Source organism: Nocardia sp. Marseille-Q1738, from assembly GCF_965283145.1.
In genome coordinates this window covers 219,857-243,713 of the sequence record NZ_CBDIMS010000008.1, presented here as the reverse complement: position 1 = coordinate 243,713, position 23,857 = coordinate 219,857, and the positions used below count along the sequence as shown (strand labels likewise).

The following is a 23,857-nucleotide window of genomic DNA, read 5'->3' as shown; positions in this document are numbered from 1 at the left end:
CGGCCCATTGTCGCAAACCCGCCCGCGGGGTAGCTCTCCGGTTGCGATCAGCCGCTGCGCCGCGGGCTGATCGCCGCGCGGTCGGCGCGCAAGTCGTCGACGAAGTTGGCGATCGCCTCGGCGACCAGCAGCGGTTCGGTGACCGGCAGCCAATGATCGGCCGGGACGGCGCAGCGCCACAGCTGGTCGACCCAGCGCGCGGAGGCGTCGTAGGCCGCGGCCGGGACGAACGGATCGGTGGTGTCCACCAGCAACTGCACCGGAACGGCGGTGCGCCGCACCCGCGGCTCGCTCAGGTGATGCAGCAGGTTGACCTGCGCGATCCGTGCACCAGCGACCAGATCCGCCGGCCAGGTGCGCGCGAGGCGCGCCGGCACCGGCGAGATACCGCCGAGCCGCCGCACCAGCAGGCCGCGGACGCGCGGTGGGTAGAGCCTGCGGGCGATCGCGCCGGGCGTGAGCGCCCACCGTGCCCCGCGCAACCACCAGCCCAGGTCGCCGAGCTCCCGGCGGGCACGCGGCGCCAGCGCGCGCAACCACAGGCCGAGGTGGTCGAGATTCGGGCCGGAGATCGCGGTGAACGACGCGACGCGGGTGTTGGCCCGTTCGTCGCAGACCGCCTCCCACAGTTGCACCGCGCCCCAGCCGTGGCCGCAGATGTGCACGGGCCGGCGCGGGCTGGCGGCATCGATCACCGCGAAGAAGTCCTCCGCCAGCCGGTCGAGGCGATAGTCCGAGAGCAGTCCGCGCCCGGTCGAACGGCCGTGTCCGCGAACGTCGTAGCCGATCACGCGGAAACCGTCGGCCAGCAGCGCCGCCACCGTGGCCCAGGCGCGATGGGTATCGGTGAGACCGTGCACCAGCACCAGGGGTTCGGCGGCGGGATCGCCCCATTCGAAGACGGCGAGATCGGCGCCGTCCCGGGCGACCGTCCAGACGCGGTCGGGGCTGGGCGCTTCGGTGGCGTCGAGCGGTTCGGTCATGTCCTGCCTCGTTCGTACCGATTCCAAAGGCACGTCGCCGTCGTGCACCACGTCAGTCATGCCATACGGAGAGTACGAAGAATCGACCGGGCAGGGGAGACGCGCGATGCCGAATATGGCGCAGCTCACGGGGATACAGCCGCGCGCGCCCGGACGACGTGGCCGACGGACCGAACGAGGAACGCCACGCTTGTTGACAACTCGCCAATAGTCCGGGAATCTGAGGGCGGAACCGGCGACGGGGCCGGAGCGGAGCGAGCAAAGGATCGGGCGATGGCACGCGCGGCGTGGAGTGACGACGAGGTCGAGGCGGTTCGAGACCTGGCGAGGACCTTCTTCGAGAAGGAGGTCGTTCCGCACGAGGAGAAGTTCGTCGCGCAGGGGCACCCGGACCGCGCGCTGTACAACCGGGCGGGCGAACTCGGGCTCCTGTGCCCGGCGATCCCGGCCGAGTACGGCGGTGGCGGCGGCACGTTCGCCCACGAGGCCGCGATCATCGAGGAGCAGGCGCGCGCGGGTGACGGTTCGATGGGCATCCCCGTGCACAGCTCGATCATCGCGCCCTACCTCGACGAGTTCGGCTCCGAAGAACTCAAGCGGCGTGTGCTGCCCAAGGCCGCCAGCGGCGAAATGGTCCTCGCCATCGGCATGACCGAGCCGAGCACCGGATCGGACCTGCAGAACATCAAGACCCGCGCGGTGCGGGATGGCGACGAATACGTGATCACCGGCTCGAAGATCTTCATCACCAACGGTTGGCTCTGCGACGGCATCGTCATCGCCGCCAAGACCGACCCGGCCAAGGGCGCGGCGGGGGTCTCGTTGATCTTCGCCGAAGTCGGCGACGACACCCCTGGCTTCACCCGCGGACGCATCCTGAACAAGATCGGGGGCAAGGCCCAGGACACCGCCGAGCTGTTCTTCGACGGCCTGCGAGTGCCCGCGACCAACCTGCTCGGGGAAGTCGAGGGCCAGGGCTTCTATCAGATGATGCGGCTGCTCGCGCAGGAGCGCTTGGTCACCGCGATCATCGCGGTCGCCATGATGGAGAAGGCCGTGCAGCTCACCGTCGATTACACCAAGGGCCGCGAGGCGTTCGGCAAACCGCTGTTCGCGATGCAGAACACCAAGTTCGAACTCGCCGAGTGCGCGACCATCGCAACGGTCTCGCGCACCTTCCTGGACGATTGCATCGGCAGGCACCTGCGCGGCGAGCTCGATGTTCCCACCGCTGCCATGTCGAAGTACTGGTTGACCGATCAGCTCGGTATCGTGGTTGACCGCTGCCTGCAACTGTTCGGCGGCTACGGCTATATGACGGAGTATCCGATTTCGCAGCTCTACACCGGCGCCCGCGTCCTGCGCATCCTCGCGGGCAGCAACGAGGTGATGAAGGATCTCATTGCGCGGTCTCTCTGAAACCGGCAGCGCCATCCCGGACGGTAGCGCGGACCCGGCGCTACCGCGCCGCCGTAGGCTCGAACCCGACGAGCGGCGCGCGCAGATTCTCGCCTGTGCGATCGACATGTTCGGCGAGCGGCCGTACGCGGCCGTGTCCACCGCCGAGCTGGCGCAGCGGGCCGGGGTGGCCCGCGGCCTGATCAACCACTATTTCGGCAACAAGCGCGACCTCTATCTCGCGGTGGTGCGGCGGATGGTGACGCTGCCCAAGCTCGACGACATGATCGTGCCCACCGGCACCGCACGCGAACGCGTCGACGCCAGTGTGCACTGGCTGCTGGACACCATCGCCGAGCACGGCAGCACCTGGGTGAAGGTGACCAGCCACGAGGGCGTCGGCGATGACCCGGAGGTGCAGCAGATCCTGGACGCCGCCGACGACGCGGCGGCTGAACGTCTGCTGCTGATGGTGGGGCTCGCCGACTCGGCACACGGTGCCGAATTGCGCGCGATGGTCCGCGCCTACGGCGGCCTGGTCAAGGTCGCGGGCCGGGAATGGATCACCCGGGGCACGCTCACCCGCGAACAGGTGCACGAGCTGCTGTGCGACATGCTGCTGACGCTGGTCACCGAGTCGCTGCCGAAGGTGGACCGCAGACGATGAGCCCGCGGCCGGGCGGTCAGCGCCGGTGCCGCTCGAGGCTGTAGCGGACGGGTCGCAGATCTCCAGGAGCGTGCCCATGACGACCGTGCTTCAGCTCGATCACCTGCTCCCGGTGGTGCTCCAGCGCCAGGGCGCCGATGCCCGTGATCCACAGGGCCGCGGTCACCACCGCGCCGACCCCGGTCCAGCCGGTGAAGCCGTACCCCGCGGCGGTCAGCGTGCAAGCCACCGCCACGATCGCCAGCGCGCACAGCACGATGCCCGGCAGGTTGAAGTTGTCGTCGAGCAAATCCCCGGCCCTGGCATGCCAGTCGGGCGTGTCCTGACCGGTGGACGTCGTCTTATCGGACATGGATCCTCCTGGGGAAGCGCCGTGGCCGCACCAGCTGCTTGCCGACCAGCATGCACCTCCGCTAACAGATCCGCGAGGGTACGGAGGGTTTGTTATTACGGCTCGATCACGGATATTGCATACTTCGGATCAACTTTTGGCGTTGTGCACCCTATTCTGTGTCGGTATATCGGGGCGCGTCCGGACAGTTCGAGGTTCCTGCGCGGTGTGTTGGTGTGGAGAGGGACCTGGATGACACGAGCGGAACGGCGTGAGACGGATCGCTGGGCTGCGGCACAGCCGGAGGAGCGTTGGCCGGAGCCGGAGCCCGACCGCCGCTGGCCGGATGACGAGGACGAACGCTGGCCGGAGCAGCCGCCGAGCCGCCGCCGGACCGGACGGCTCCGGGTGGAGATCCCGCCGATCGTCAATCCGTACGCGATCATCGCGCTGGTCGCCGCGCTGCTCGGGCTGTTCCCGGTCGCCATCGTGTTCGGGTTCATCGCCTTCAGTCATCCCCGCGGTCGCGTCATGGCGATGTTCGCGCTGCTGCTCGGTGTCGCGGAGATCACCGCGGTGGCGGGATTCGTGCTGCTGTCGGGCAACTGGTTGCCGGATGTGATGAACCGCACGTCCGCTGTCGGGCCGACGCCCGTCGCCTCGGTGCCGACGACCGTCGAGCGGCCGGTGGCGACGACGCCCGCCGCGTCGAGCCCCGCCCTGACGAGCACGCCGCCGACAGCCGCCCAAGGACCCGTCACCAAGGGTTCGGTGTGCACCGAGGCCCAACTCGGCCAGATCGGCAGCGGCACCGACGGCAGCACGCTGATCTGCCTCACCACCGCCGGCGGCTATCAGTGGGCCGGTCCGCACACCGTGGCGACCGCCGTGCAACAGTCCGGAGCGAAGTGCGACGCATCGGGACCGAAGACCGGCCGTACCGCCGACGGCCGCGCCCTGGTGTGCGAGGTCAGCGGCCGCAGCGGCACCTGGGTCCTGTGGACCGAGTAGCGGTCGCTATTCGTTCTTCCTCGCCCGGCTCGGCTGCACGCGAGGCGGCTCGTTGGGCATCTTCGGATACTGCGGCGGCCAGGGAGCGTCCATGAGCCCCGCCGCCATGTCCCGCTCGGACATCTCCAGCAACGGGGCGATCGACTGCGGCGTCCGGTCGGCCCACGGGTCGCCGAATTCGGCGTAGCGGGCGGGTACGGTGGCGATGGTCAGATCGTCGGGTACCACCGAATCCAGATCGGACCAGCTGATCGGCGTCGACACCTGCGCACCGACTTTGGGCCGGACACACCAGGCGCCGAAAACCGTTTTGTGCGGCGCGTTTTGATTGAAATCGATGAACACCCGATTCCCGCGCTCCTCTTTCCACCACTGCGCGGTGATGTCTTCCGGATATCTCCGCTCCAATTCCCGCGCCAGCGCGACCGCGGCGGCCCGCACCTGATAGCCGTCCCACTTCGGTTCCAATGCGACGTAAATGTGTAATCCGCGCGAACCGGAGGTCTTGATCCGCGATTCGATGCCGAGTTCGGCGAACAACTCCCGTGTCCGCACCGCGGCATGTTGGAGATCGGCGAACGCGATGCCGGGGGAGGGATCGAGGTCGATGCGCAACTCGTCGGCGATCTCCAGATTATCGGCGCGGTTGGGCCAGACATGGAATCCGAGACACCCCTGATTCACCGCCCACAGAATATGGGCGAGATCGTGCGCGACGAGCGCGTCGCTGGTGGTGCCGTTGGGCGTGGAGACTTCCACGGTGCGCAGCCACTCCGGCGCGGATTTCGGCACCCGCTTCTGGAACCAGGATTTGCCCGAGGCCCCGTCGGGATAACGCTCCAGCAGCAACGGCCGTCCGCCGACCACGTTCAGGAACGGTTCGGCGACCGCCTGGTAGTAACGCACCAGATCGAGTTTCGTTTCGCCGCGCTTGGTGAAATACACCTTGCCCGGGTTGCTGATCGTGACGGTTCTGCCGTCGACCTCGATATCGACCGACTCGCTCATGACCGCGCCTCACCGCTCGGCTCCGCCATGAGCGAGTGCTCCGCCGTCGCACGCGCCGCGCCTTCGCCGAACAGGGCGCTCAATTCCGCGGGCGCGACTTCGTCCAGCTGCGCGTAGGTGCACGACTCGGGGGTACGGTCGGCGCGGAAACGCACCAGCCTGCCGCCGTGGCGCAGCCGGCCCGATTGGACGTGCTCGTAGCGGACCTCGGCGACCAGTTCCGGTCGCAGCGCTTCCCAGGACAGATCTTTGCCGCCGGTCCAGCGACTCACCCCGCCGGGCATCTTGCCCTCGCCCGCGGCCTGCGCCGCGGCGTCGGCCCAGTCCCGCCACGGGTGCTTCTCCAGTGCGTTCGCCCGCAGCGGCGCCAGCTCCTCGACGAGCTCTTTGCGCCGCGCCGCGGTGAAGCTGCTGGCCACGCCGACGTGATGCAGGTTGCCCTCGTCGTCGAACAGGCCCAGCAGCAGCGAGCCGACCCCTGCGCCGTCCTTGTGCCAGCGGAAGCCCGCCACCACACAGTCGGCGGTGCGCTCGTGCTTGACCTTGAGCATCACCCGCTTGTCCTGCAGGTAGGCCAGGTCGTCGGACTTGACCATGACGCCGTCGAACCCGGCGCCCTCGAACCGGGTGAACCAGTCCTCGGCGACATCGGGGTCATGGGTGATCGGAGTGAGGTGCACGCGGGCGAGCGCGGTGTCCAGGATCGTCTCCAGCAGCCGCCTGCGTTCGGCGAACGGCTCGCCGGTCAGATCCTTGTCGCCGAGCGCGAGCAGGTCGAACGCGACGAAACTGGCGGGCGTCTCCCTGGCGAGCTTGGCGACCCGGGACGCGGCCGGGTGCAGACGGTTCTGCAAGGTGTCGAAGTCCAAGCCGTGCTCGGTGACCACCACGATCTCGCCGTCCACCACGCACCGATCCGGCAGCGCCTGCCGCAGCAGCTCGGCCACTTCGGGAAAATACCTGGTCAGCGGGCGGTCGTTGCGGGAGCCGAGTTCCACCTCGGCGCCGTCGCGGAACACGATGCAGCGGAAGCCGTCCCACTTGGGTTCGTAGCTCAGGCCCGGCTCGCGCGGTACCGCGGACGCGGATTTGGCCAGCATCGGCCGGACGGGTGGCAGCACCGGTAGGTCCACGCGATCCTCCTCGGGTTCGATCCTCACCCATACCGACGTCGCGCCCGCGACAAACTCATCGGTATGTGGCCGGGCTCGGCTCGATCGTAGGTGGCCGCACCGACACCGGCGTGCCGCCGCTCAGTTCTCCAGCCACCCGTGCTGGTCGGCGAACGCGGTGAGCCGGTCGCGGATGGTGAGGATCTCGCCCGCGGTGAGGGCGGGGCTGGCATCCAGGAGCAACTCGGTGATCAGACGTTTGTGTTCGGCGACGGTGAGTTGCCCCGAACCCGGCCGGTCCTTTCCCTTGTGCCGGGGCGGTGGGGCGGACGATCCGCCGACAGCGCTGAGATTGACCGCCTTCGGCCCGCGGTCGCCTTCGGTCACCTCGAATTCGAACACCCGCCCCTGACGCAACTCGTCCTCGTCCAGACCGATGTCGTTGACATGGACGAACACGTCCGGTCCGCCATCTTCCGGCCGAATGAATCCGAATCCCCGAGAGCTGTCGAACGACACCAATTTCCCGATGGACACCAACACCCGCTCCTCGTCGCCGTCGCTACCCGGTCACTTTAGCCCGCCTTTTCGTCGTCGTTGGACGAAAGCGCCTTTTGCAACGAATTGAAAACGGTCAGTCCCTGACCGACCATTCCGTTCACGAGTTCGCCGACCCCATCGGGTCCGTTCAGCACGGTGAGATTCGCGTTCGCCAACCCGTGCGACGCCTGCTTGACGATTTCCGGAAGTTGTTCGATCAACAACTGGTCCAGCGCGATCCGGTTGTTCGACGCGGCCGCCGCGGCCTGGATCCGGGTGCGGTCGGCCTCCGCCTCGGCCAGGATGCGCACCCGATCCGCTTCGGCCTGAGCGGGTTTGACGACCTCGGTCTGCAACTGCTGTTCCCGCAGCTCCGCCTCTTTGCGCGCCTGCTCGGCCTGGGCGGTGAGCACCTCTTGCAGCGCCATCGCCTCGGCGAGCGGTCCGGCCTGCGCCGCTTCGGCGTTCGCCTTGTCGATATCGCGCTGGTACTGCGCGCGCAGGATCGCCGTCTCGCGCTGATATTCCGCCTGCCTGCGCTGGGATTCCTGTTCGGCCTGGGCCGCCAGCTGGGCGGCCTGCGACTGCGCGATCTGCGCGTCCCGCTGCACCGCGGCATTGTGCGGCGCGGCCAGCGCGGCGATATAGCCCAGGTTGCCGTCGTCGATGGACTGGATCTGGAAGGAATCGACCCACAGGCCGATATTGCTCATTTCCACTTTCGAGGCGACGAGCACTTCGTCGGCCAGCCTCTGCCGCTCGCGGATGATCTCCTCGACCGTCATCGACCCGACGATCGAGCGCAGGTGCCCGGAGAAGATCCGCCCGGTCAGCACCGACATCTCCCGCTCCTGTTCGGAGAGGAACCGCTGCGCCGCGTTGACGATGGACTGGGTGTCGTTGGCGACCTTGAATGCGATCACCGCGCGGACGTCGAGCTGGATCGCCTGCTTGGTGACGCAGCGCTCCTTGATCTCGGATTCGAACATCGCCAGCGACAGATACCGCACCTTGCGGAACAGCGGAATCACCCACGCGCCGCGTCCGATGATCACTGTGAACGGTGCGTTGTCGCGGCTCTTGGCACCGCTGACCAGCATCGCCTCGTCCGGGTCCGGCACGTGGTAGCCCAGCACGTCTGTCTCCCTTACTGTTTCAGGTTGCTTCCGCCGCATCCGGGCCGAGCGGAATCCACGGGACGACATCGACGATGCGCCCGGGATGGACCGCGATGACGAGCACGGGCGACCCGGCCGAGATCGGCTCGGTGGCCTGTGCGATGTACAGCTCGGTTCCCCCTCGAATCGCGACCAGGACCTCACCCAGCGTCCCGGCGCCCCGGATCGGCGATGTGAGCGTACCCGTCAAACCCACCACCGGGTCGGTCATCCTACGAATCTCCTTTTCCGCCGCTCGAACCGTCACCCTACGTCTGGCACAGCACCTTTCGATATCGCGCAGAAACCCGGCGGACTCGATGCCAGCGCGGGTAAGCCGCGGCCGCGCAGGTATGTTTTTCGCATGGGAGGGCGTCTCGCGCTGGTGGTGGGTTCGGAATGTGCGGCACTGGGGGAACTGGGGTTCACCGAGGAACTGGCCACCGGGCTGTACACGAGCCTGACCGAGGTGGGCGGTTGGCGGCCGGCGACCGAGCTCGACGGACCGATCCTGAATCCCACTGCGGCGCAACTGTTCACCGCGGTGGACGCCGCGTTCGCGGCGGCGTCGGAGCGCCAGGCCACGCTGCTGCTGGGTTTCATCGGACACGGGGTGGCGACCAACGCGGAGGACTTCTACCTGCTCGGGCACGATTCACCGTCGGCGCCCAACTCGCACAACGCTTTTCACCTGACCCAGGAGATCAGGGAGCGGCTCGATCGCGCGGCGCTCGACGGGCTGGTGATGCTCGTCGACGCGTGCGAGGCGGGGCAGGGCGTGCAGGGCGCGGCGCGCCGCTGGACCGACCTGCTGGCGCAGGCGGGCGGGCGGATGGAGCTGCTGGTCGCCTCGGCTGACGGGCCCGCGTTCTCCGGATGCTTCACCAGAACCATGCTGGCCACCTTCGATACCGGGCTGCCGCTGCGCGGGGAGAACCTGCTGCCCTCGGACCTGGTCGACCCGATCGCGGTGCAGTGCGCACAGCAACAGCCGCAACATCTTTCGTTCAATTCCGGGGCGGTCTCGACAGCGCAGGGTGTCGACCCGGGGTTGTGGCTGGTACCGAACACCGCGCGGCACCGGGACGCGGTGAGCGGCCGCTCCGCCGCGGGCTTCGTCGACCAGCTGACCAGAAGGCTGCTGCTGACTCCCGACGTGCGTGAGAGTCTCGCCGCGATCGTCGACGCGGGCAGCTACCGGCTCCGGGCGGTGCTGGGGCCGGCGGGGGTGGGCAAATCGACGCTGCTGGCCATGCTGATCCGCCCCAGCCTGGTCGACGGGCTCGCCGTGACCCCCGAGTACATCACCGCCGCGGTATTCCTGACGGTGAGCAGCTCGGTGGAGTCGGTCGCCGCGGAGCTGGCCGCGCAGCTCGGTGCGCGCGTGCCCGGCTTCGAGGAGGCGGCGCGCGCGGCGCGCACCCCTCGGGCCAAGGACGAGTCCGACATCTTCGACATCATGGTCCGCCATCCACTGACGCGACTATCCACCGCGGGCCGCCGCGTGACCCTGGTGTTCGACGGGCTCAACCAGCCGCAGGAGGGGACCAGGCGACTACTCGTCGCCGCGATCGCCGATCTGACCCGGCGGGAGGATCTGCGGCATGTGCGCGTGATCGTCGGCATCCGGCCCGGTACCGGCGTCGAGGACGACCCGGCTCTGGCGCATATGTACCGGATCGAGGTCGCCGAACCGGGAGCCGACGACATCGCCGCGGTGGTGGAGACGGCGCGCGGGACGGCGCCGATCGGCCCGGTCGACTGGATCGGCTGGATCCAGCGGTTGCTGGCCGAGACGCCGACGGACAAGCATGGTTCGCGAGTCGTGTCGGGCGGCTGGTTGCTGGCGCGGCTCCTGCTGGAGGTGGCCGGGCGGTTGACCGACGGCGCCGTCGCCGCCGGGATCGGTCTCGATCACGTCGTCGCGCTACGGTTGGAGACGGCGATGCGGCCGCTCGCTCCCGAAACCGCCGGGGCGACCGGAGCTCTGCTGGGTGTGCTGGTGGCGGCTGGGGTCGGCCCGGTGTTGCCGCTGGAGTTGCTGGACGCGGCACTGGCGTCGTTGGGTGTGGACCTCAACACCGTACGGATCCGCGACATCGCCGTGAATCTCGGAGCACTGGTCATCCGCGGCCATCCCGGTACCGTCCGCGAGTCGCTCGGTGTGAGCCACGGCGCGTTCCTGCCCGCCTTGGACGAGGAATGCCGCAGGCTGGGTGTGTCCCTCATGGACGCACACCGCGCGCTCGTCGCGGCGATCCAGTCCACCCCCAGCGACCGCTCCGCCGACTACGCGCGCGGCGCGGCGGTGCGCCACTGCCTGGCCTACGGCGATTCCGCCTTGGCCATCGACTTCCTGGTGAAGTTGGAAACCGGGAGATCGGCCGACGATCGTGACCTGTGGGCCGCGTGGCTGCCCGACTTCGTCGAGGCGCTCGGCCCCGATCACCCCGACACCTTCACCACCCGGGACCGGCGCGCCTACCACCGCGCCGAAAGCGGCGATCTGGTCGGCGCCATCGCCGATTTCGAGCGGCTGCTCGCCGACCGGCTGCGCGTATTCGGCCCCGACGACCTGAACACGCTGAACACCCGGGACCGGCTGGCCAGCTACCGCGCTCGCTGCGGCGACCACTCGGGCGCGGGCGTGGAGTTCGAGCGGCTGCTCGCCGACCAGCTCCGCCTGCTCGGTCCCGACGATCCCGAAACCCTGCGCACCAGAACCAATCTCGCGTCCAATCGGGGTGACATCGGCGATTTCGCCGGGGCGATCGCCCTCTTCGAGCAGCTGCGCGCCGACCGCGCCCGAGTCCAGGGACCGGATCATCCGGACACCCTGCGTACCCGCAACAGCCTGGCGTACTGGCGAGCCGGCAGCGGCGATCTCGCCGGTGCCCGCGCCGAATTCGAACAGCTGGTGGCCGACTATCTGCGCGTCCTCGGTCCCGACCATCCCGAGACGCTCGGCGCCCGCAACAACCTCGCCGCGTTCCGGGCCCGCAGCGGTGACCTGGCCGGGGCGGGGGCGGAATTCACCCGCTTGCTCGCCGACCGGCTGCGGGTGCTCGGACCCGAGCACCCCGACACATTGCTGACCCGCGGGCGGCTGGCCACCTATCGCGCCGACAGCGGGGATCTCGCGGGTGCGATCGCCGACCTGGAGAAACTTCTCGCCGACCGGCTGCGGGTGCTCGGACCCGATCATCCGGACACCTTGGATACCCGCAACGATCTCGCCGCCTCCCGCGCCCGCGACGGCGATCTCCCGCGGGCCATCGCCGAACTCGAGGTGCTGCTCGTCGCGGAGTTGCGCGCCCTCGGGCCCCATCACACCGCGACCATCCGGACCAAGAACACGCTGGCCTACTGGCGTGGCCGGTCCGGGGATTAGCCGCCCGTCCCGGCGGCGCGATCGCGGAGACCAGCGGGCCTGATCCGGGCCGTCAGGGGCGGTACAGCGAGCGGTACGCGGTGAGCGTCGCGACGCAGTGCTCGATGATCTGTTCCCGGGAAGCGCGCAACGACCCATTGAGCCACGCGGAGAACATGCCCGCGTTGCCGCTGGCCATCGTTACCGCCGCCAGCCTCCGCTTCACCGGGTCATCGATATGGGCGAACAGATGGTCCTGCATGACCCGGGTGAAGACCGGCATCACGGCGAAGGTGGTCTGGCCGAGGCCGGTGCTCGAGTAGGGCTCGACCAGGAACAGCCGCGATTTGCGCGGGTCGGCCAGCACCTTGTCCACCAGGATTTCCGACAGGGCGCGGGCCCGCGACGGGTCGTCGGTGGCGGCGAAGGCCGTCATCGGCTGCAGGAATTCGTCGGCGACCTGGCGGTAGAGCACGTCGAGCAGCTCGTCGCGGCTGGCGAAACTCTCATAGAAGTAGCGGTCGGTCAGGCCCGCCTTGCGGCACACCGCGCGCATGGTGACGCCGCTCGCGCCCGACTCGCCGATCAGATCGAGCGCGGCCTCCAGCAGCGCCGCCCGGCGCGCCTCTCTGCGCTCGGTGAGCGTCGTTCCACCCCAGATTCGTGGGCCGGCGTCTCCGTCCGATTCCTGACCTGTCTGCACGGCCCAACGATAGTGCCCTGCGGGTGTGCCCCGGCGCGTCGCTCACCGCCCCCGCGCACCACGGGCTTGCCGAAACCGATTCCCGGCGGTCACGGTGCGGTAACTGAAGGTTTACTCGAGCCGGTTAACGTCCCCAGGTCGATCGATGGTTCTGTGGTGGAGGATAACGGCGCGTGAACAACTCCGCTGCGGGGATCTTGTCCGAGCCGATCGGCCACGGCTTCTGGCCCGTCGTGGCACGCGGTGCACGACCAGCGGTTCGTCTCGTTCCGCCGCCGCGGCGCCCAGTGTTGCTCGCTCGTGGTCCGCGTCCGGCGTACGTGCCGCTCGCGCCCGCCCAGGAACGGATGTGGCACGCCGCGCGGGCCGGAAACTCGAGTGACTGGAATGTGGCTCGTGCGGTGCGCTTGTCCGGACCCGCGTTGCGACCCGAGGCGCTCGTCGCGGCGATCGGTGACGTCGTCGCCCGGCACGAACCGCTGCGCACCCGCTATCCGGAGACCGCTTCCGGTCCGGCCCAGGTGGTCGTCCCGGCGGCCGAGGCACTCGTGCGGCCCGAACTCATCGCGGTCACGGAAGACGAACTGCGCCAGCACATCGCGGAATTCGCCGCGCGCGAATTCGATCTGGCCGCGGGCCTTCCGCTGCGGGCACGGCTGTGCGTGCTCGGTCCGCACGACATCGTGCTGGTTCTGGTCGTGCACCACATCTCCATCGACGGCCGTTCGGTGGCCCCATTGCTGCGCGACCTCGTCACCGCGTATCTCGCCAGGCAGGCCGGCGCCGCACCGGCTTGGACGCCGCTGCCGGTCGACTACATCGACTACACCCTGTGGAAGCACGCCCAGCTCGGCGACTATTCGGACGAATGGAGTCGCGCCACCCAACAGCTGCGCTACTGGGCCAACACGCTGGCCGGTCGGCCCGCGGTGCTCGAATTCCCCTGCGATCGCCCGCGTCCGGCCCGAAGGGCCGGCATGGCGGGCGCTGGGGCAACCGTGCCGGTCGCCTTCGGTCCCGACGTGCACCGGGCGTTGCTCGAACGAGCGTGCGAGGCGCGGGCCAGCCTGTTCATGGTGCTGCAAGCAGCGTTCGCGGTGGCGGTCGGCGCGTTCTCCGGCAGCGACGACGTCACGGTGGCCACCGCGGTGGCGGGCCGCGATCATCGCCTGCTGGACGATCTGGTCGGCAACTTCGCCGACGACGTACTGCTGCGTGTGCGTCTGGACCGCGCCGCCGACGTGGATGAACTGCTCGACCAGGTGCGGCGGGTGGCGCTGGCCGCGTTCGCCCACCCCGACACGCCGAACCAGCGGTTGAAACGCTGTTTGCTGCAAGACGCGAGCTGCGCGCTGTTCCAGGCCACGCTCATCCTCCAGCGGGGTGCGGCCGCCCAGCCCGCCGACACCGGCGGCGAACTGACCGTCAGCGAGATCGACACCGGCGTGATCCGCGCCGAGCACGATCTGGAGTTCGGCTTGGTGGACCGCTACGACCGGGTGGGCACGCCCGCGGGCATCGACGGCGTTTTCATCTATCCGACCGCGCTGTTCGAGCGCGGTACCGCGGCGGCATTCGTCGAATTGTTCATGGCGACAGTCGAATTGTTCGCCACCGGCTACCGCGGCCCGCTCGCCCCATTGCTGGGTCACGCCCGGCGCCCGATCGCGGTGCGGTAGCGGCCACAGTCGGCGGCCCCGGAAGGTCAGCCGCGCTCCAGCGGCAGTCCCGCGTCACGCCACGCGACTACGCCGCCCGCCAGGCTGGCGGCGTCGTATCCGGCCCGCCGGGCCCGCGCGGCGAACCGCAGGGACAGCTCGCCGACGGGACAGACGAAAACCACCGGGCGCGACCGCGGAAACGGGATGCCGTGACCGAACATGTCGTCGAGCTGGTCGTCCCGGATGTTGAGCGCGCCGGGCACATGGCCGATGCGGTAGGCCATCGCGCCACGGGTGTCCACGATGGTCGGGCGGCCGGTCCGGTCCAGTTCGGCGAGCTGCGCAGGGGTCAGGACCGGTGTCGCGGCCAGTTCCTCCGCGGTCGGCTGCGCCTCGCGGTCGGCGCGGCCGAACAGCTCCGGCCTGCGCTTCTTGATATACGACAGATATGGCTCGAGCCGGTCAGAGACGATGAACACGGCGACGATCGGATCGTCCGGGTCAGCCGCCGAAAGATCCAGCGCGGCAAGTGTTTCCAGCGCGGCGGCGTAGCTCGCGCCGCTGGTCGGCCCGGCCAGCACACCGTACCCCGTCGCCAGCCGCAGCGTGGCGTCCACGGCGTCGCCCGCCGCCACGGTGACGATCGAGTCGTAGAAATCGGGCTGGAACAGTCCGACATCCCACATCTCGCTCTCCGACCGGATACCGGGAATGAAGTCCGACCGTTCGGAGACCACCGCGACGGTCCGCAATTCGGGATTGTGCTTGCGCAGGTAGGTGGCGGTGCCGCGGGTGGACCCGGTGGTGCCGAGCCCGCCGATCAGGTAGTCGATCCTAGTGATGCCATCAGCCGCGAGGTCCTCGTGGATCTCCCGCCCGGTGCCCTGATAATGCGCCTCGACGTTCTTCTCGTTGGTGTACTGCGACAGATGGTGGTACGCGCCGGGCCGCTGCGCCATGGTCGACTCGATCACCGAGTAGACGTCGTTCGGTGTGGTCGGGTCCGGGCATTCGGACAGCCCGGGCAGTTCGACGATCTCGGTGCCGAACAGCTCCAGGAGTTCGCGAACCTCGGCAACTTTGATCCGATTGGTCACCGCGCGCAGGCCGATGCCGTGCACCGCCCCGAGAACGCGCAGGGCCTTGGCCGTGTTGCCGCTGGAGGCCTCGATGAGCGTCTGTCCGCTCGCGCGGATCTCGTCCAGGTCGTCGCGGATCATCCCCCAGGCCACCCGGTCCTTGATCGAGCCGAACGGGTTGTGCGACTCCAGCTTCGCGTAGAGCTCGACGTTCGCCAGCCCGTGCACCGCGGGATCGAGCCGGAGCAACGGTGTGTTGCCGATGAGTTCGGTGATGTGGTCGTAGCGCATCAGGAAGCCTCGACGGATCGGACCGGCCTGGTGGGGCGGTGTTCGGTGGGTGGCACGGCAGGGTGGGGCCGCGACGGTTCGACGCGCACGTCCGGTTCGTAGTCCGCGTCGGGGACGATCTGGAAGCTGTCGGCGTGCCGAGTGACGGCGAGTTTCGCGGGCAGCGGATGCATCGAGGCCGTGGCCGCGGACAGATCCATGTGGTAGGCGGCCGTATTCGGGAACACGACCGCATCACCGGGCCTGGGCTCGGCCCGCAGCCACACCTTGTGGTTGGTGATCAGGTCCCGTTCCAGGCACAGCCGTCCGGCGAAGTACACGCCGACCGGTCCAGGGCGGAAATCGGCGGTACGGGCCGCGGCGTCGGTGGGCAGCAGGATCGGATCGACCATCACTTCTTGGTCGGCGGGCGTCACCGAATCACGACTGAGATCGACATGCACCAGGACGCTGCCGTCGGCGACCTCCTTGACGAACTCGACCGTGGCCACCGTGATGCCCGCGTGGTCGACCAGGGCCTTGCCCGGCTCCAGCCACACATCCAGCAGGTTGTCGCCCGCCACCTGCGCCACCGTGCGTCCTCCGTGCCGCTCCAGCGGCGCGACCAGCAGGTCTTCGAGCATGTTCGCGGCCGGGATGGTGTTGGCGTACTTGTGGAACACCGGCGTCCCCTGCACGGCGCCGCCCGTGACGTGATAGCCGAAGGTATTGCTGCCCCAGCTCATCGGCTCGCCACGCCCGAGCAGCGATTCGCGCAGGGCGAGCACGTAGGCGTCGAACCGCTCGGCGTCGGCGGTGAAGACTTGCCGGAATCCGCCGCCGATGTCCAGCACCGACGGCGCCAGCCCGCGATCGTAGGCCTGCTCGATCGCGTGGAGGCAGGCGTCGATCGCACGAACCCGCTCGCCGAGATCGCCGGAATCGAGGTGGAAGGCGAAGCCCAGGAACGCCAGGCGCCCGCGATGCGCCGACAGTAGATCGAATGCCTGCCCGAGCCGCGCGAGCGGCACGCCGAACCGGCTCACCTGACCGGCCTCGAATCCGGAGACACGAAGCAGCACAGGCACTTTCGCGTCGCCATCAGCCAGCTCGGCGATCCGGCCCAGCTCCCACAGGTTGTCCACGTTGACGGTCACCCCGCGGCCGACGATATCCCGCAGAAAGGACTCCCCCTTCGGGCCGGTGACCTCGATGCGCGCCGGATCGAACCCGGCGTCGAGGGCGCAGGCGAGTTCGAACGGTGAGGCGACGTCGATGGCGATGCCCGCACGCTCCGCGGTGCGGACGAACGCGCGGGACTGATTGACCTTGTGCGCGTAGCAGATTCGGTGCCGCGTCAGCCCGCGATCCAGTACGGCGCGCAGGTCGGCGAGATTGTCCGAGTAGACCTGCGGGAAGACCAGGTGCGCCGGAGAGCCGAAGCGCGCCAGCGTTTCGGTCACGGCGCCTGGCGCGTCGAGGAAGGCGCGTACCAGCGGATGCAGCTTCGCCGGTAGCGCCGGAGGCCGTGCCGTCATACCGCGGCTTCCGACGGTTCGGTGGCCGCTGCCCGCGCCGCGGCGTCCGGCCGCTGCGCGACCGGGTTGTAGCCGCCGTCCCGGATCGCCTCGAACGCCCTGGCCCGGTTGCGCGGGCTACGGAACTCCGCGACCACCCGTTTGCTGTCCAGATCGATGTCGAGCACGCGGATATCCATCGATTCCAGCACTCCGCCGATGGTGCGGACGCAATGCTTGCAGGTCATGTCGGGCACGTAGAACACCTGGTCCTCGGCGGTGGCGGCGCGGTCGGCGGTCGCCTCGTCGAGTTCGGCGCTCACCTCGACGACCTCGCAGCGATCGACGATCTCGCAGAACACGGTGACGAACCGGTCCACCAGCGCCGGAAGAATGCTGTAGTGCCCGCTGTCGAGCTGATGCGGCATGGCCGCCAGGCAGGCGGGATGGGTCCCGGCGGGCAGCAGCGCGTACTGCCGGGAGATCAGGTCGAGATCGTCGTGGTACTTGGCGATCGCCTCCACGACCGTGAGCCCCTCGGCGGTGGTCGCGCGCTGCATGACGGCGTGCGCGTCGGCGATGGTGGCGTCCTTCATCGCGCGCAGCGTCGCCACCGTCTCCGCCGAATAGCGGACGGTCCCGTCGGTCTGCGCGACGAGGCCGACCGGAATCATGCCGCGCCGATAGGTCGACGCCTGCAACTCCCAGTACCAGCGGGTGGCGACCGCGGCGAATAGCCCGGAATCGCGTATGCCTCTCGCGAATTCGGCGGCATCGCGGTACGGGGTCTGCCCGGCCAGCAGCGCGTGCTGGGCCAGCGTGCGCCCGGCGGCTTCGACGCCGACCCGGAAGATGTCGCGCGGATCGTGATCGGTGGTCGTGCCCGCCAGCACCGCGTGTTCCCACGGTCCGAGCATCGAGATCCGCTCGGCGAAACCGTGATTCGCGTCCAGCGCGTGCCATAGGGCCAGCACGGTCTCGCGCATCGCGATGGGCACCAAGGGCCCGAGGCCGTCGGCGTGGAAATGTCCGGTATTCGGGATGCCGTCGCTGTCGGTCCAGGCGATCCGGTGCGTGGCGCTGGTAACCTGATCCGCGCGGCACGGCCGCATGAAACGCTCCAGATACAGCCGCTGCGAATACGTGAGATGGCTTCCGGCCTCTGGACGTAATGCGCTACAAGTGAATTCGAAACGACGCGGTGCAGGAGGAGGCGGCGTCGCCGCGGTGAACAGCCCCGGCTGCGCCAGCTCGGCCAGCACCCGGGACGCGGCCCGCCGGTCGTAGCTCGGCGTGTCGATGTTCACGTGACCTCCTCGGCGACGGACTGCACGCACGCGACGAACCGGTCGATCTCGTCGGGCGTGTTGTAGATGTGCGTGCTGACCCGCACCGAGCCCGCGCCGTCGTGCACGGCGGGGACGCAGTGCGCGCCGGTGCGCACCAGGAAACCCAGCTCGCTCAAGACGAATCCCAGGTCGGTCGCCGAGATCCCGTTCAGCGTGAACGAGACGATGCCGTAGCCGACCGCGCATGCCGCATGCGCGGGTCCGGGCAGGAACTCGACGCCGGGAACCGGTCGCAAGCCGTCGATCAGGCGCAGGGTGAGGGTACGGTTGTGCACCGCGATGGCGCCGACGCCGAACGACTCCAGCACCTCCAGCGCGCTGCCGAGCGCCAGGATGCCGGGGATATTGGGGGTGCCGCCCTCCAGCAGCTCGGGCATCGTCCCCGCGGTGAGCCCGGTCGCGTCCGGCCGCACCCCGGAATTGCCGCCGGGCAGGAACGGCACGAGTCGGGCGTGCACGCGCCTGCGGCAGTAGAGGATTCCGGTGCCCGGCGCGCCGAACATCTTGTGCGCGGCGAAGATCGCGAAATCCGCGCCGAGCGCGGTCACGTCGACCGGAAGATGCCCGCCGCTCTGCGAGCAGTCGAAGCACAGCAGGATGGCGGGGTCGATGCGCCCGCGCAGTTCCTCCAACGTGCTGAGCCCGCCGAAAACGTGGTGCAGATGGCTGGTCGTGATCAGCCGGGTCCGCGGCGTGATCTTGGCCAGGATGTCGTCGGTGTCCGCCTCACCGGCACCGGTCACCCGGTAGGGGATCAGCTCGATGCGGCGCCCGAACCGGGCGAGCAGCCCGCGCAGATGCAGCCACGGATACACGTTCGAGGCGTGATCGCTCGGGTTGTAAAGGATTTCGTCGCCGTCGGCGAGCGCGGCCAGGCCCCACGACAGTGCGACGGCGTTCACCGCCGCGGTGGCTCCGCCGGTGAAGACCACCTCGTCCGGGTGCTCGGCGCCGATGAAGGCGGCGGCCCGCTCCCGCACGCGAGCGATCCGCGCGGTGAGGCCGGTGGCCCACGGGTAGGTGCCGCGTCCCACGTTGGCGGTGCCGCTGCTGTGATAGCGGTGGATCGTCTCGATGACCGGCAGCGGTTTCTGCGTTGTCGCGGCGCTGTCGAGGTAGATCTCGGTGGTGTCGGCGAGCGCGGGGAACAGCGACCGCACCGTGGCCGGCGCGAGCACGGGCGCCGCCGGTAGCCGGGGAGCATCCGCCCGCTCGAGCGGCGATCTCGAGGCAGGGGACCGCAACGTGACGCTCCCTTCATCGGCTGCTCGGACGCCACCCACGATACGCATTTTTGGTACGGACCACGAAGTTTTGTCGTGGCCAAGGAGTTTCGCGACTAGCCTGAACGACATGCCGCTGACCCTCCAAGAGCGTCAAGAGTTTCTCGCGCAGCCGCACATCGCGGCGTTCTCGGTGTCCGCGGGCGCCGATCATGGCCCGCTGACCGTCCCGATCTGGTACCAGTACCGTCCCGGCGAGGAGGCGTGGGTGCTGACCGGTCCGGAGTCGCAGAAGATGCGCCGGCTCCGGGAAGCAGGCCGGTTCACCCTGATGGTGCAGCAACTCGAGCCGACTGTCCGGTATGTCAGCGTGGAGGGCCCGGTAACCCGGATCACCCCGATGACCGACGAGATGTCCCGCGAGATGGCCGCGCGGTACCTGCCCGCCGAATCGGTCGACGGCTATCTGAAGGCGGCAGCGGCCTTCGGCGAGCAGGTCGCGGTCTATCTGCGGCCGGAGCACTGGCTCTCGGCCGACCTGGGCAACCCCGGGGAGTACTAGTACCGGCCCTGCAGGTACTCGACGAGGTGCTCGCGTTCGGTCGCCAGTTCGGAGATCGCGCTCTTCACCACGTCACCGATGCTGACGATGCCGACCAGCCGGCCCTCGTGCACCACGGGCAGGTGCCGGATGCGGTGCTCGGTCATGATGCCGCGCAGGCCGTCGACCCGGTCGTCGAGAGCGCAGGTGCGCACGTCGGAGGTCATGATCTCCGAGACGGGTGTGTCCAGCAGGTCCGCACCGCGGGCATGCAGACTGCGCACCACGTCGCGCTCGGAGACGATGCCCGCGATCGCGTTGCCGTCCGGTGAGACGACCACCGCACCGATATTCCGCTCGGCCAGCGCGGCGAGCAGCGTGCGCACTGTCGTGTCGGGTGCGACCGTGGTTACGTCGCTGCCCTTCCTGCGCAGGATCTCCGAAATTCGCATGTTTCACCATCCAGACGTCGCGGCACTACCAGGATCGCAAGTTCGCGGTTCGGTGACCAGCACGAATCCGTTACGGGCCACGATTCGGTCACGGGACGGGCGTCAGAGGCGCCGGGCGACGCTGCGGTCGAGGTCGCGCGCCAGCAGCGCGATCGCCGCCTGCGAGATGCCCGCCGAGGTCGCCAGATCGATCGAGGTCAGCTGGGCGATGCGCCGCAGCCGGTAGTCGACGGTATTCGGGTGCACGTAGAGCTGGCGTGCGGTGAGCTGGCGGTTCATGTCGTTGCCGAGGTAGGCGCGCATGGTGTCGAACAGTTCGGGATGGGCATCGAGCGGATCGAGGATGGTCGCGATCCGCCGCGTCGCCGGGCCGCCGCGGGTGAGCTGGTATTCGACGGCCAGATCCGACATCTGATAGAGACCGGGCGGTCTGTCACCGACGCGGACCAGATTGAGCAGCTCGTGGGCCTGATCGGCGGACTCGGGTATCTGATCGGTGTCGCTGGCCACCACCGTCGCGGTGAGCGGGACTTCCGCCGCAGTGGCCAACAGGTCGAGCGTCGCGTCGGTGAGGGCGCTTTCGGCGTCGTCACCGAGCGGGATGAGGAGGGTGCCGCCTTTGATGCTGAGCAGCGCGAGCGCGCGGGAGGCGAACACGGTGGCCAGCTCCGACTGCAGCCTGCGTAGTTTGCGGCGCGCCGCGACGTTCCCGTCGACGCGTGGATCGCGCTCGTCCGGGTGTTCCGGAACCGACAGCGCGACAACCTGATAGGACTCCGCGATCGGAATGCCGGTCTGTCGTGCCAATGCCGAGCTGCCGCGACCGCTGAGCAGGGCCGAGGCGAGGGTCTGCGCCGCCGTCTGATGCTCCTTGGCGACCAGATGCTGCTCGTCGACGTAGGCGTCCGACACCGCCGCGGTGATCGCCTCCAGTAGCTCGAGGATGAGGTCGGTGGCGATCAGCACCTCGCCCACGTCATCCGCCTCGGCCCGCGCGGTGACCAGGCCGAACGCGATGCGCAACCCCTCGTGGTAGGCGCGCAGGATGGTGCTGAGCGGCACACCCTCGCGGGCCCAGCGGGTCGCGGCCGCGCGCACCGCGCCGAGCTGTTCGTCGTCCGGCACGGCGCGCCGGTCGAGCATCTCGGCGGCCAGGCTGAGGCAGCTCCGGGTGAGTTTGGTGACGTCTCCGCGTAATTGCTCGCCGGGCAGCGTCCGGCAGGGAGCCATACGGTTCTCGAAGTATCCGACCATGCGCGAAGCGACGCGGTCGGTGTTCTTGAGTGGCACCGAAGCCGGCTGTCCACCGATTTCCAGCGCCGAGTCGGACGAACCAGCGGACAGGTCCAACGCGAAGTAGGTCATGACGAGTTCGCTCCAAATGCCACATCAGGCGTGTGAGAAATGGCGCCCGAGTCGATTCGGATCACTATACGAAAGGGTGGTGCGCACGGGTAGTGATCGGTGAGATCGATGGGAGGCCCGAGGTATTGCGTGTGCGGCGATGGTGACTCGAGGCGCGGAGCGTCGCGGCCGGTGTGTTCCCGGTTCTGTGACAAAGCGCCGCGCATGCCTGAAGCGTTGCGTACCAGACGTTTCGGGGGCTTACTCGTCGTCCAGCCCGGCGGATAGGTAGGCGGCGGCCGCCAGCCACTGCCTGCACTGCGGGCCGTGGACCTCATGGGCGGAGAGAATGTCGCGGGCCTGCCGGTAGGTGAGGCCGCGTGGCTCCACCGCGCAGTCGGACATGGAGAAATCCGGTGCCGGGTACTGACGCAAGGGCTCGGCACCGGCGCCATCGATGACGGCAACCGGATGGGGAGTTCGGAATGGCTGGATCATTCGACTGCCCCTTGCCTCCAACGTGCGGTGGGAGGCTGACATGATGGCGACGCGGGCTCGAACTCCCTGCGTACCTCCCGGATTTCATATCCGAGTCTATGCCTGCGTCACTTACAGATGCAAGTACATCTGCACGATCGGTGAGAGAAAAAACGGCGGCGGTCGGCCGGTCTCGGACCGGCGACCGCCGCTGTGCCGCTTGCGGTTTGGCGTTCAGGGGCCTTACGGCTTGCGGGCGACCGCGCCGTACGCGGAGATGGGACGGATCTCGCCCACCTGCGTCTCGGACGGGCGCCACTGAGTAATGGACACGAAACCCGGCTCCACCAACTCCAAACCGTCGAAGACAGCCTTGATCTGAGCCTGGGGACGGGGGATATAAGGAGTGCCTCCGGTGCCGGTGTAGTTCTCGCACAGCGTGACATACGCCTTGCTGTCGTCGGTGCCGTCCCACATCACCAGATAGCTGCCGGAGGGCACCGAATCGAGCACGGTCCGGACGATCCGCAGAAGCTCGTCATAGGTCTTCGCGTGGCCGAGCACACCCATGAACATCACGCCGATCGGCTCGTTGAAGTTCAGGACGTTCTTGGCATCGGCGATGATTCGCTCGGGGTCGTGGTAGTCGGCGTCGACGTAGGTGGTCACGCCTTCCGGCGTCGTGCTGGTGAGCAGCGCCCGCGCGTGCGTGAGCACCAAGGGGTCGTTGTCCACGTAGACGATCCGCGACTCGGGCGCGACGCTCTGCGCGACCTCATGGGTGTTCTGCATGGTGGGCAGGCCGGTGCCGATGTCGAGGAACTGCCGGATGCCCTGCTCGCCCGCGAGGTAGCGCACCGCGCGGATGAGGAACTGGCGTGACTGCACCGCCATGGTGGTGATGTCGGGGTCGACCTCGATGCCCGCGTCGCCGGCGATGCGGTCGATCTCGTAGTAGTCCTTTCCGCCCATCCAGTAGTTCCAGATCCGCGCGGAGTGCGGGATGTCGGTCCGGATGAGGGGGCTGTGATCTTCGGGCATGGTGGGACTCCTGGCGAAACGTGTTCGGCGGCACTGCCGTGCGGGTGGGCGCTGCGGGTGTCGCGAATGACTGGTACATCCGATGTGCACTGTGACACTACAAGATTCGTCTTCCCTCGGCCGGTGGGATCGGGCAGCTGATCACGGTGTTCGTGCGGTGACGCGATCGTGTTTCACATACTCGTCCGGATGGCCCGAATTAGCAGGGGCGCAAGGGGCGAACTTCGTGCTATCGTCCCGTGTTGGTGCAAATGCAAGAACGTTTGAACGTGCATCTGCACGAACCGATTCGCCGAACTGCGGTAACCGAGGAGTGGGCAAGATGTCGGATACATCCACCAACAAGATCATCGGGACTTGGCGCAAGAGTTCCTTCAGCAATCCGAGCGGCAACTGCGTCGAGCTGGCCGAAGCGTCCAATGGCCAGGTCGCCGTCCGTAACTCGCGGGATCCGGAAGCCGGTGTCCTGTTCTATACGCGTCCGGAGATCGATGCGTTCGTCCGCGGCGCGAAGGCCGGAGAGTTCGACTATTTGACTAGCTGAGCGGTAGCATTAGCGGTCGGTGCGGTGTGTCTTCGCGACCGGTGGTTGTGACACACTGTGGGCAACCCCGGAGTATCGG

The 23,857-nt window shown here is 68.5% G+C and carries 23 protein-coding genes; 7 read left to right on the top strand and 16 right to left on the bottom strand.

The window, feature by feature from the left end:
• Window positions 1-47: 47 nt before the first annotated feature.
• The gene (locus tag ACWPXK_RS26155; RefSeq protein ID WP_454198812.1) at window positions 48-983 is read right to left on the bottom strand and encodes an alpha/beta fold hydrolase; all 936 of its coding nucleotides are present in this window, start codon (window positions 981-983) and stop codon (window positions 48-50) included.
• 273 nt (window positions 984-1,256) lie between these two features.
• Between ACWPXK_RS26155 and ACWPXK_RS26150 the strand changes: the two genes are divergently transcribed.
• Together ACWPXK_RS26150 and ACWPXK_RS26145 are read left to right on the top strand one after the other, a co-directional pair.
• A complete protein-coding gene (locus ACWPXK_RS26150; RefSeq protein ID WP_454198811.1) occupies window positions 1,257-2,402 on the top strand; it encodes an acyl-CoA dehydrogenase family protein in 1,146 nt (381 codons plus the stop codon).
• Window positions 2,386-3,048: a TetR/AcrR family transcriptional regulator gene (locus ACWPXK_RS26145; RefSeq protein ID WP_454198810.1), complete on the top strand. Its 663-nt coding sequence runs from the start codon at window positions 2,386-2,388 to the stop codon at window positions 3,046-3,048. Before ACWPXK_RS26150 ends, ACWPXK_RS26145 begins: the two co-directional genes overlap by 17 nt.
• Before the next feature lie 16 nt (window positions 3,049-3,064).
• On the opposite strand, the gene ACWPXK_RS26140 is transcribed toward ACWPXK_RS26145, so the two are convergent.
• On the bottom strand, window positions 3,065-3,400 hold the full coding sequence (locus ACWPXK_RS26140) for a hypothetical protein (protein ID WP_454198809.1): 336 nt from the start codon (window positions 3,398-3,400) through the stop codon (window positions 3,065-3,067).
• 231 nt (window positions 3,401-3,631) lie between these two features.
• Between ACWPXK_RS26140 and ACWPXK_RS26135 the strand changes: the two genes are divergently transcribed.
• Entirely contained in the window at window positions 3,632-4,390 is a 759-nt protein-coding gene (locus ACWPXK_RS26135) for a DUF4190 domain-containing protein (protein ID WP_454198808.1), read from the top strand.
• A 6-nt stretch (window positions 4,391-4,396) separates the two neighbouring features.
• On the opposite strand, the gene ligD is transcribed toward ACWPXK_RS26135, so the two are convergent.
• The 5 genes from ligD to ACWPXK_RS26110 all read right to left on the bottom strand — a co-directional run bounded on the left by ligD (window position 4,397) and on the right by ACWPXK_RS26110 (window position 8,439).
• Window positions 4,397-5,398, bottom strand: a complete 1,002-nt coding sequence (gene ligD, locus ACWPXK_RS26130; RefSeq protein WP_454198807.1) for a non-homologous end-joining DNA ligase — start codon at window positions 5,396-5,398, stop codon at window positions 4,397-4,399.
• A complete protein-coding gene (locus tag ACWPXK_RS26125) occupies window positions 5,395-6,531 on the bottom strand; it encodes an ATP-dependent DNA ligase (RefSeq protein ID WP_454198806.1) in 1,137 nt (378 codons plus the stop codon). Before ACWPXK_RS26125 ends, ligD begins: the two co-directional genes overlap by 4 nt.
• Before the next feature lie 120 nt (window positions 6,532-6,651).
• On the bottom strand, window positions 6,652-7,047 hold the full coding sequence (locus tag ACWPXK_RS26120; RefSeq protein WP_454198805.1) for a cold-shock protein: 396 nt from the start codon (window positions 7,045-7,047) through the stop codon (window positions 6,652-6,654).
• 38 nt (window positions 7,048-7,085) lie between these two features.
• A complete protein-coding gene (locus tag ACWPXK_RS26115) occupies window positions 7,086-8,186 on the bottom strand; it encodes an SPFH domain-containing protein (protein ID WP_454198804.1) in 1,101 nt (366 codons plus the stop codon).
• Window positions 8,187-8,205: 19 nt separating this feature from the next.
• Window positions 8,206-8,439, bottom strand: coding sequence for a hypothetical protein (locus ACWPXK_RS26110; protein WP_454198803.1), 234 nt, complete (start codon window positions 8,437-8,439; stop codon window positions 8,206-8,208).
• A gap of 132 nt (window positions 8,440-8,571) precedes the next feature.
• On the opposite strand from ACWPXK_RS26110, the gene ACWPXK_RS26105 reads away from it, so the two are divergent.
• Window positions 8,572-11,598 (top strand): tetratricopeptide repeat protein, encoded by a 3,027-nt coding sequence (locus ACWPXK_RS26105; RefSeq protein ID WP_454198802.1) that lies wholly within the window; start codon window positions 8,572-8,574, stop codon window positions 11,596-11,598.
• A 52-nt stretch (window positions 11,599-11,650) separates the two neighbouring features.
• Here ACWPXK_RS26105 and ACWPXK_RS26100 read toward each other — a convergent pair whose 3' ends face one another.
• Entirely contained in the window at window positions 11,651-12,280 is a 630-nt protein-coding gene (locus ACWPXK_RS26100; RefSeq protein WP_454198801.1) for a TetR/AcrR family transcriptional regulator, read from the bottom strand.
• A gap of 173 nt (window positions 12,281-12,453) precedes the next feature.
• Here ACWPXK_RS26100 and ACWPXK_RS26095 point away from each other — a divergent pair, with 173 nt between their 5' ends.
• Window positions 12,454-13,959 (top strand): condensation domain-containing protein, encoded by a 1,506-nt coding sequence (locus ACWPXK_RS26095; protein ID WP_454198800.1) that lies wholly within the window; start codon window positions 12,454-12,456, stop codon window positions 13,957-13,959.
• A gap of 26 nt (window positions 13,960-13,985) precedes the next feature.
• Here ACWPXK_RS26095 and ACWPXK_RS26090 read toward each other — a convergent pair whose 3' ends face one another.
• The 4 genes from ACWPXK_RS26090 to ACWPXK_RS26075 are packed head-to-tail and all read right to left on the bottom strand — an operon-like array spanning window position 13,986 to window position 19,334.
• Window positions 13,986-15,311, bottom strand: coding sequence for a pyridoxal-phosphate dependent enzyme (locus ACWPXK_RS26090; protein ID WP_454198799.1), 1,326 nt, complete (start codon window positions 15,309-15,311; stop codon window positions 13,986-13,988).
• Window positions 15,311-16,828: a decarboxylase gene (locus ACWPXK_RS26085; RefSeq protein ID WP_454198798.1), complete on the bottom strand. Its 1,518-nt coding sequence runs from the start codon at window positions 16,826-16,828 to the stop codon at window positions 15,311-15,313. The genes ACWPXK_RS26090 and ACWPXK_RS26085 overlap by 1 nt, the downstream gene beginning before the upstream one ends.
• Complete coding sequence (locus ACWPXK_RS26080; RefSeq protein ID WP_454198797.1) at window positions 16,825-18,114, bottom strand: heavy-metal-associated domain-containing protein; 1,290 nt, start codon at window positions 18,112-18,114, stop codon at window positions 16,825-16,827. The genes ACWPXK_RS26085 and ACWPXK_RS26080 overlap by 4 nt, the downstream gene beginning before the upstream one ends.
• Window positions 18,111-19,334: an aminotransferase class V-fold PLP-dependent enzyme gene (locus ACWPXK_RS26075; protein WP_454198796.1), complete on the bottom strand. Its 1,224-nt coding sequence runs from the start codon at window positions 19,332-19,334 to the stop codon at window positions 18,111-18,113. The genes ACWPXK_RS26080 and ACWPXK_RS26075 overlap by 4 nt, the downstream gene beginning before the upstream one ends.
• 175 nt (window positions 19,335-19,509) lie before the next feature.
• Here ACWPXK_RS26075 and ACWPXK_RS26070 point away from each other — a divergent pair, with 175 nt between their 5' ends.
• Window positions 19,510-19,941, top strand: coding sequence for a pyridoxamine 5'-phosphate oxidase family protein (locus tag ACWPXK_RS26070; protein WP_454198795.1), 432 nt, complete (start codon window positions 19,510-19,512; stop codon window positions 19,939-19,941).
• Here the strand turns inward: ACWPXK_RS26070 and ACWPXK_RS26065 are convergent.
• The 4 genes from ACWPXK_RS26065 to ACWPXK_RS26050 form a co-directional block, all read right to left on the bottom strand.
• Entirely contained in the window at window positions 19,938-20,372 is a 435-nt protein-coding gene (locus ACWPXK_RS26065; RefSeq protein WP_454198794.1) for a CBS domain-containing protein, read from the bottom strand. The genes ACWPXK_RS26070 and ACWPXK_RS26065 overlap by 4 nt on opposite strands.
• A 102-nt stretch (window positions 20,373-20,474) precedes the next feature.
• Window positions 20,475-21,737: a PucR family transcriptional regulator gene (locus ACWPXK_RS26060; RefSeq protein ID WP_454198793.1), complete on the bottom strand. Its 1,263-nt coding sequence runs from the start codon at window positions 21,735-21,737 to the stop codon at window positions 20,475-20,477.
• A 240-nt stretch (window positions 21,738-21,977) separates the two neighbouring features.
• Window positions 21,978-22,214 carry a hypothetical protein gene (locus tag ACWPXK_RS26055; RefSeq protein WP_454198792.1) on the bottom strand — a complete coding sequence of 79 codons (237 nt, stop codon included), beginning with the start codon at window positions 22,212-22,214 and terminating at the stop codon, window positions 21,978-21,980.
• A gap of 222 nt (window positions 22,215-22,436) precedes the next feature.
• Window positions 22,437-23,234, bottom strand: a complete 798-nt coding sequence (locus tag ACWPXK_RS26050) for an SAM-dependent methyltransferase (protein ID WP_454198791.1) — start codon at window positions 23,232-23,234, stop codon at window positions 22,437-22,439.
• A gap of 322 nt (window positions 23,235-23,556) precedes the next feature.
• On the opposite strand from ACWPXK_RS26050, the gene ACWPXK_RS26045 reads away from it, so the two are divergent.
• Complete coding sequence (locus tag ACWPXK_RS26045) at window positions 23,557-23,778, top strand: DUF397 domain-containing protein (RefSeq protein ID WP_454198790.1); 222 nt, start codon at window positions 23,557-23,559, stop codon at window positions 23,776-23,778.
• Window positions 23,779-23,857: the final 79 nt, after the last annotated feature.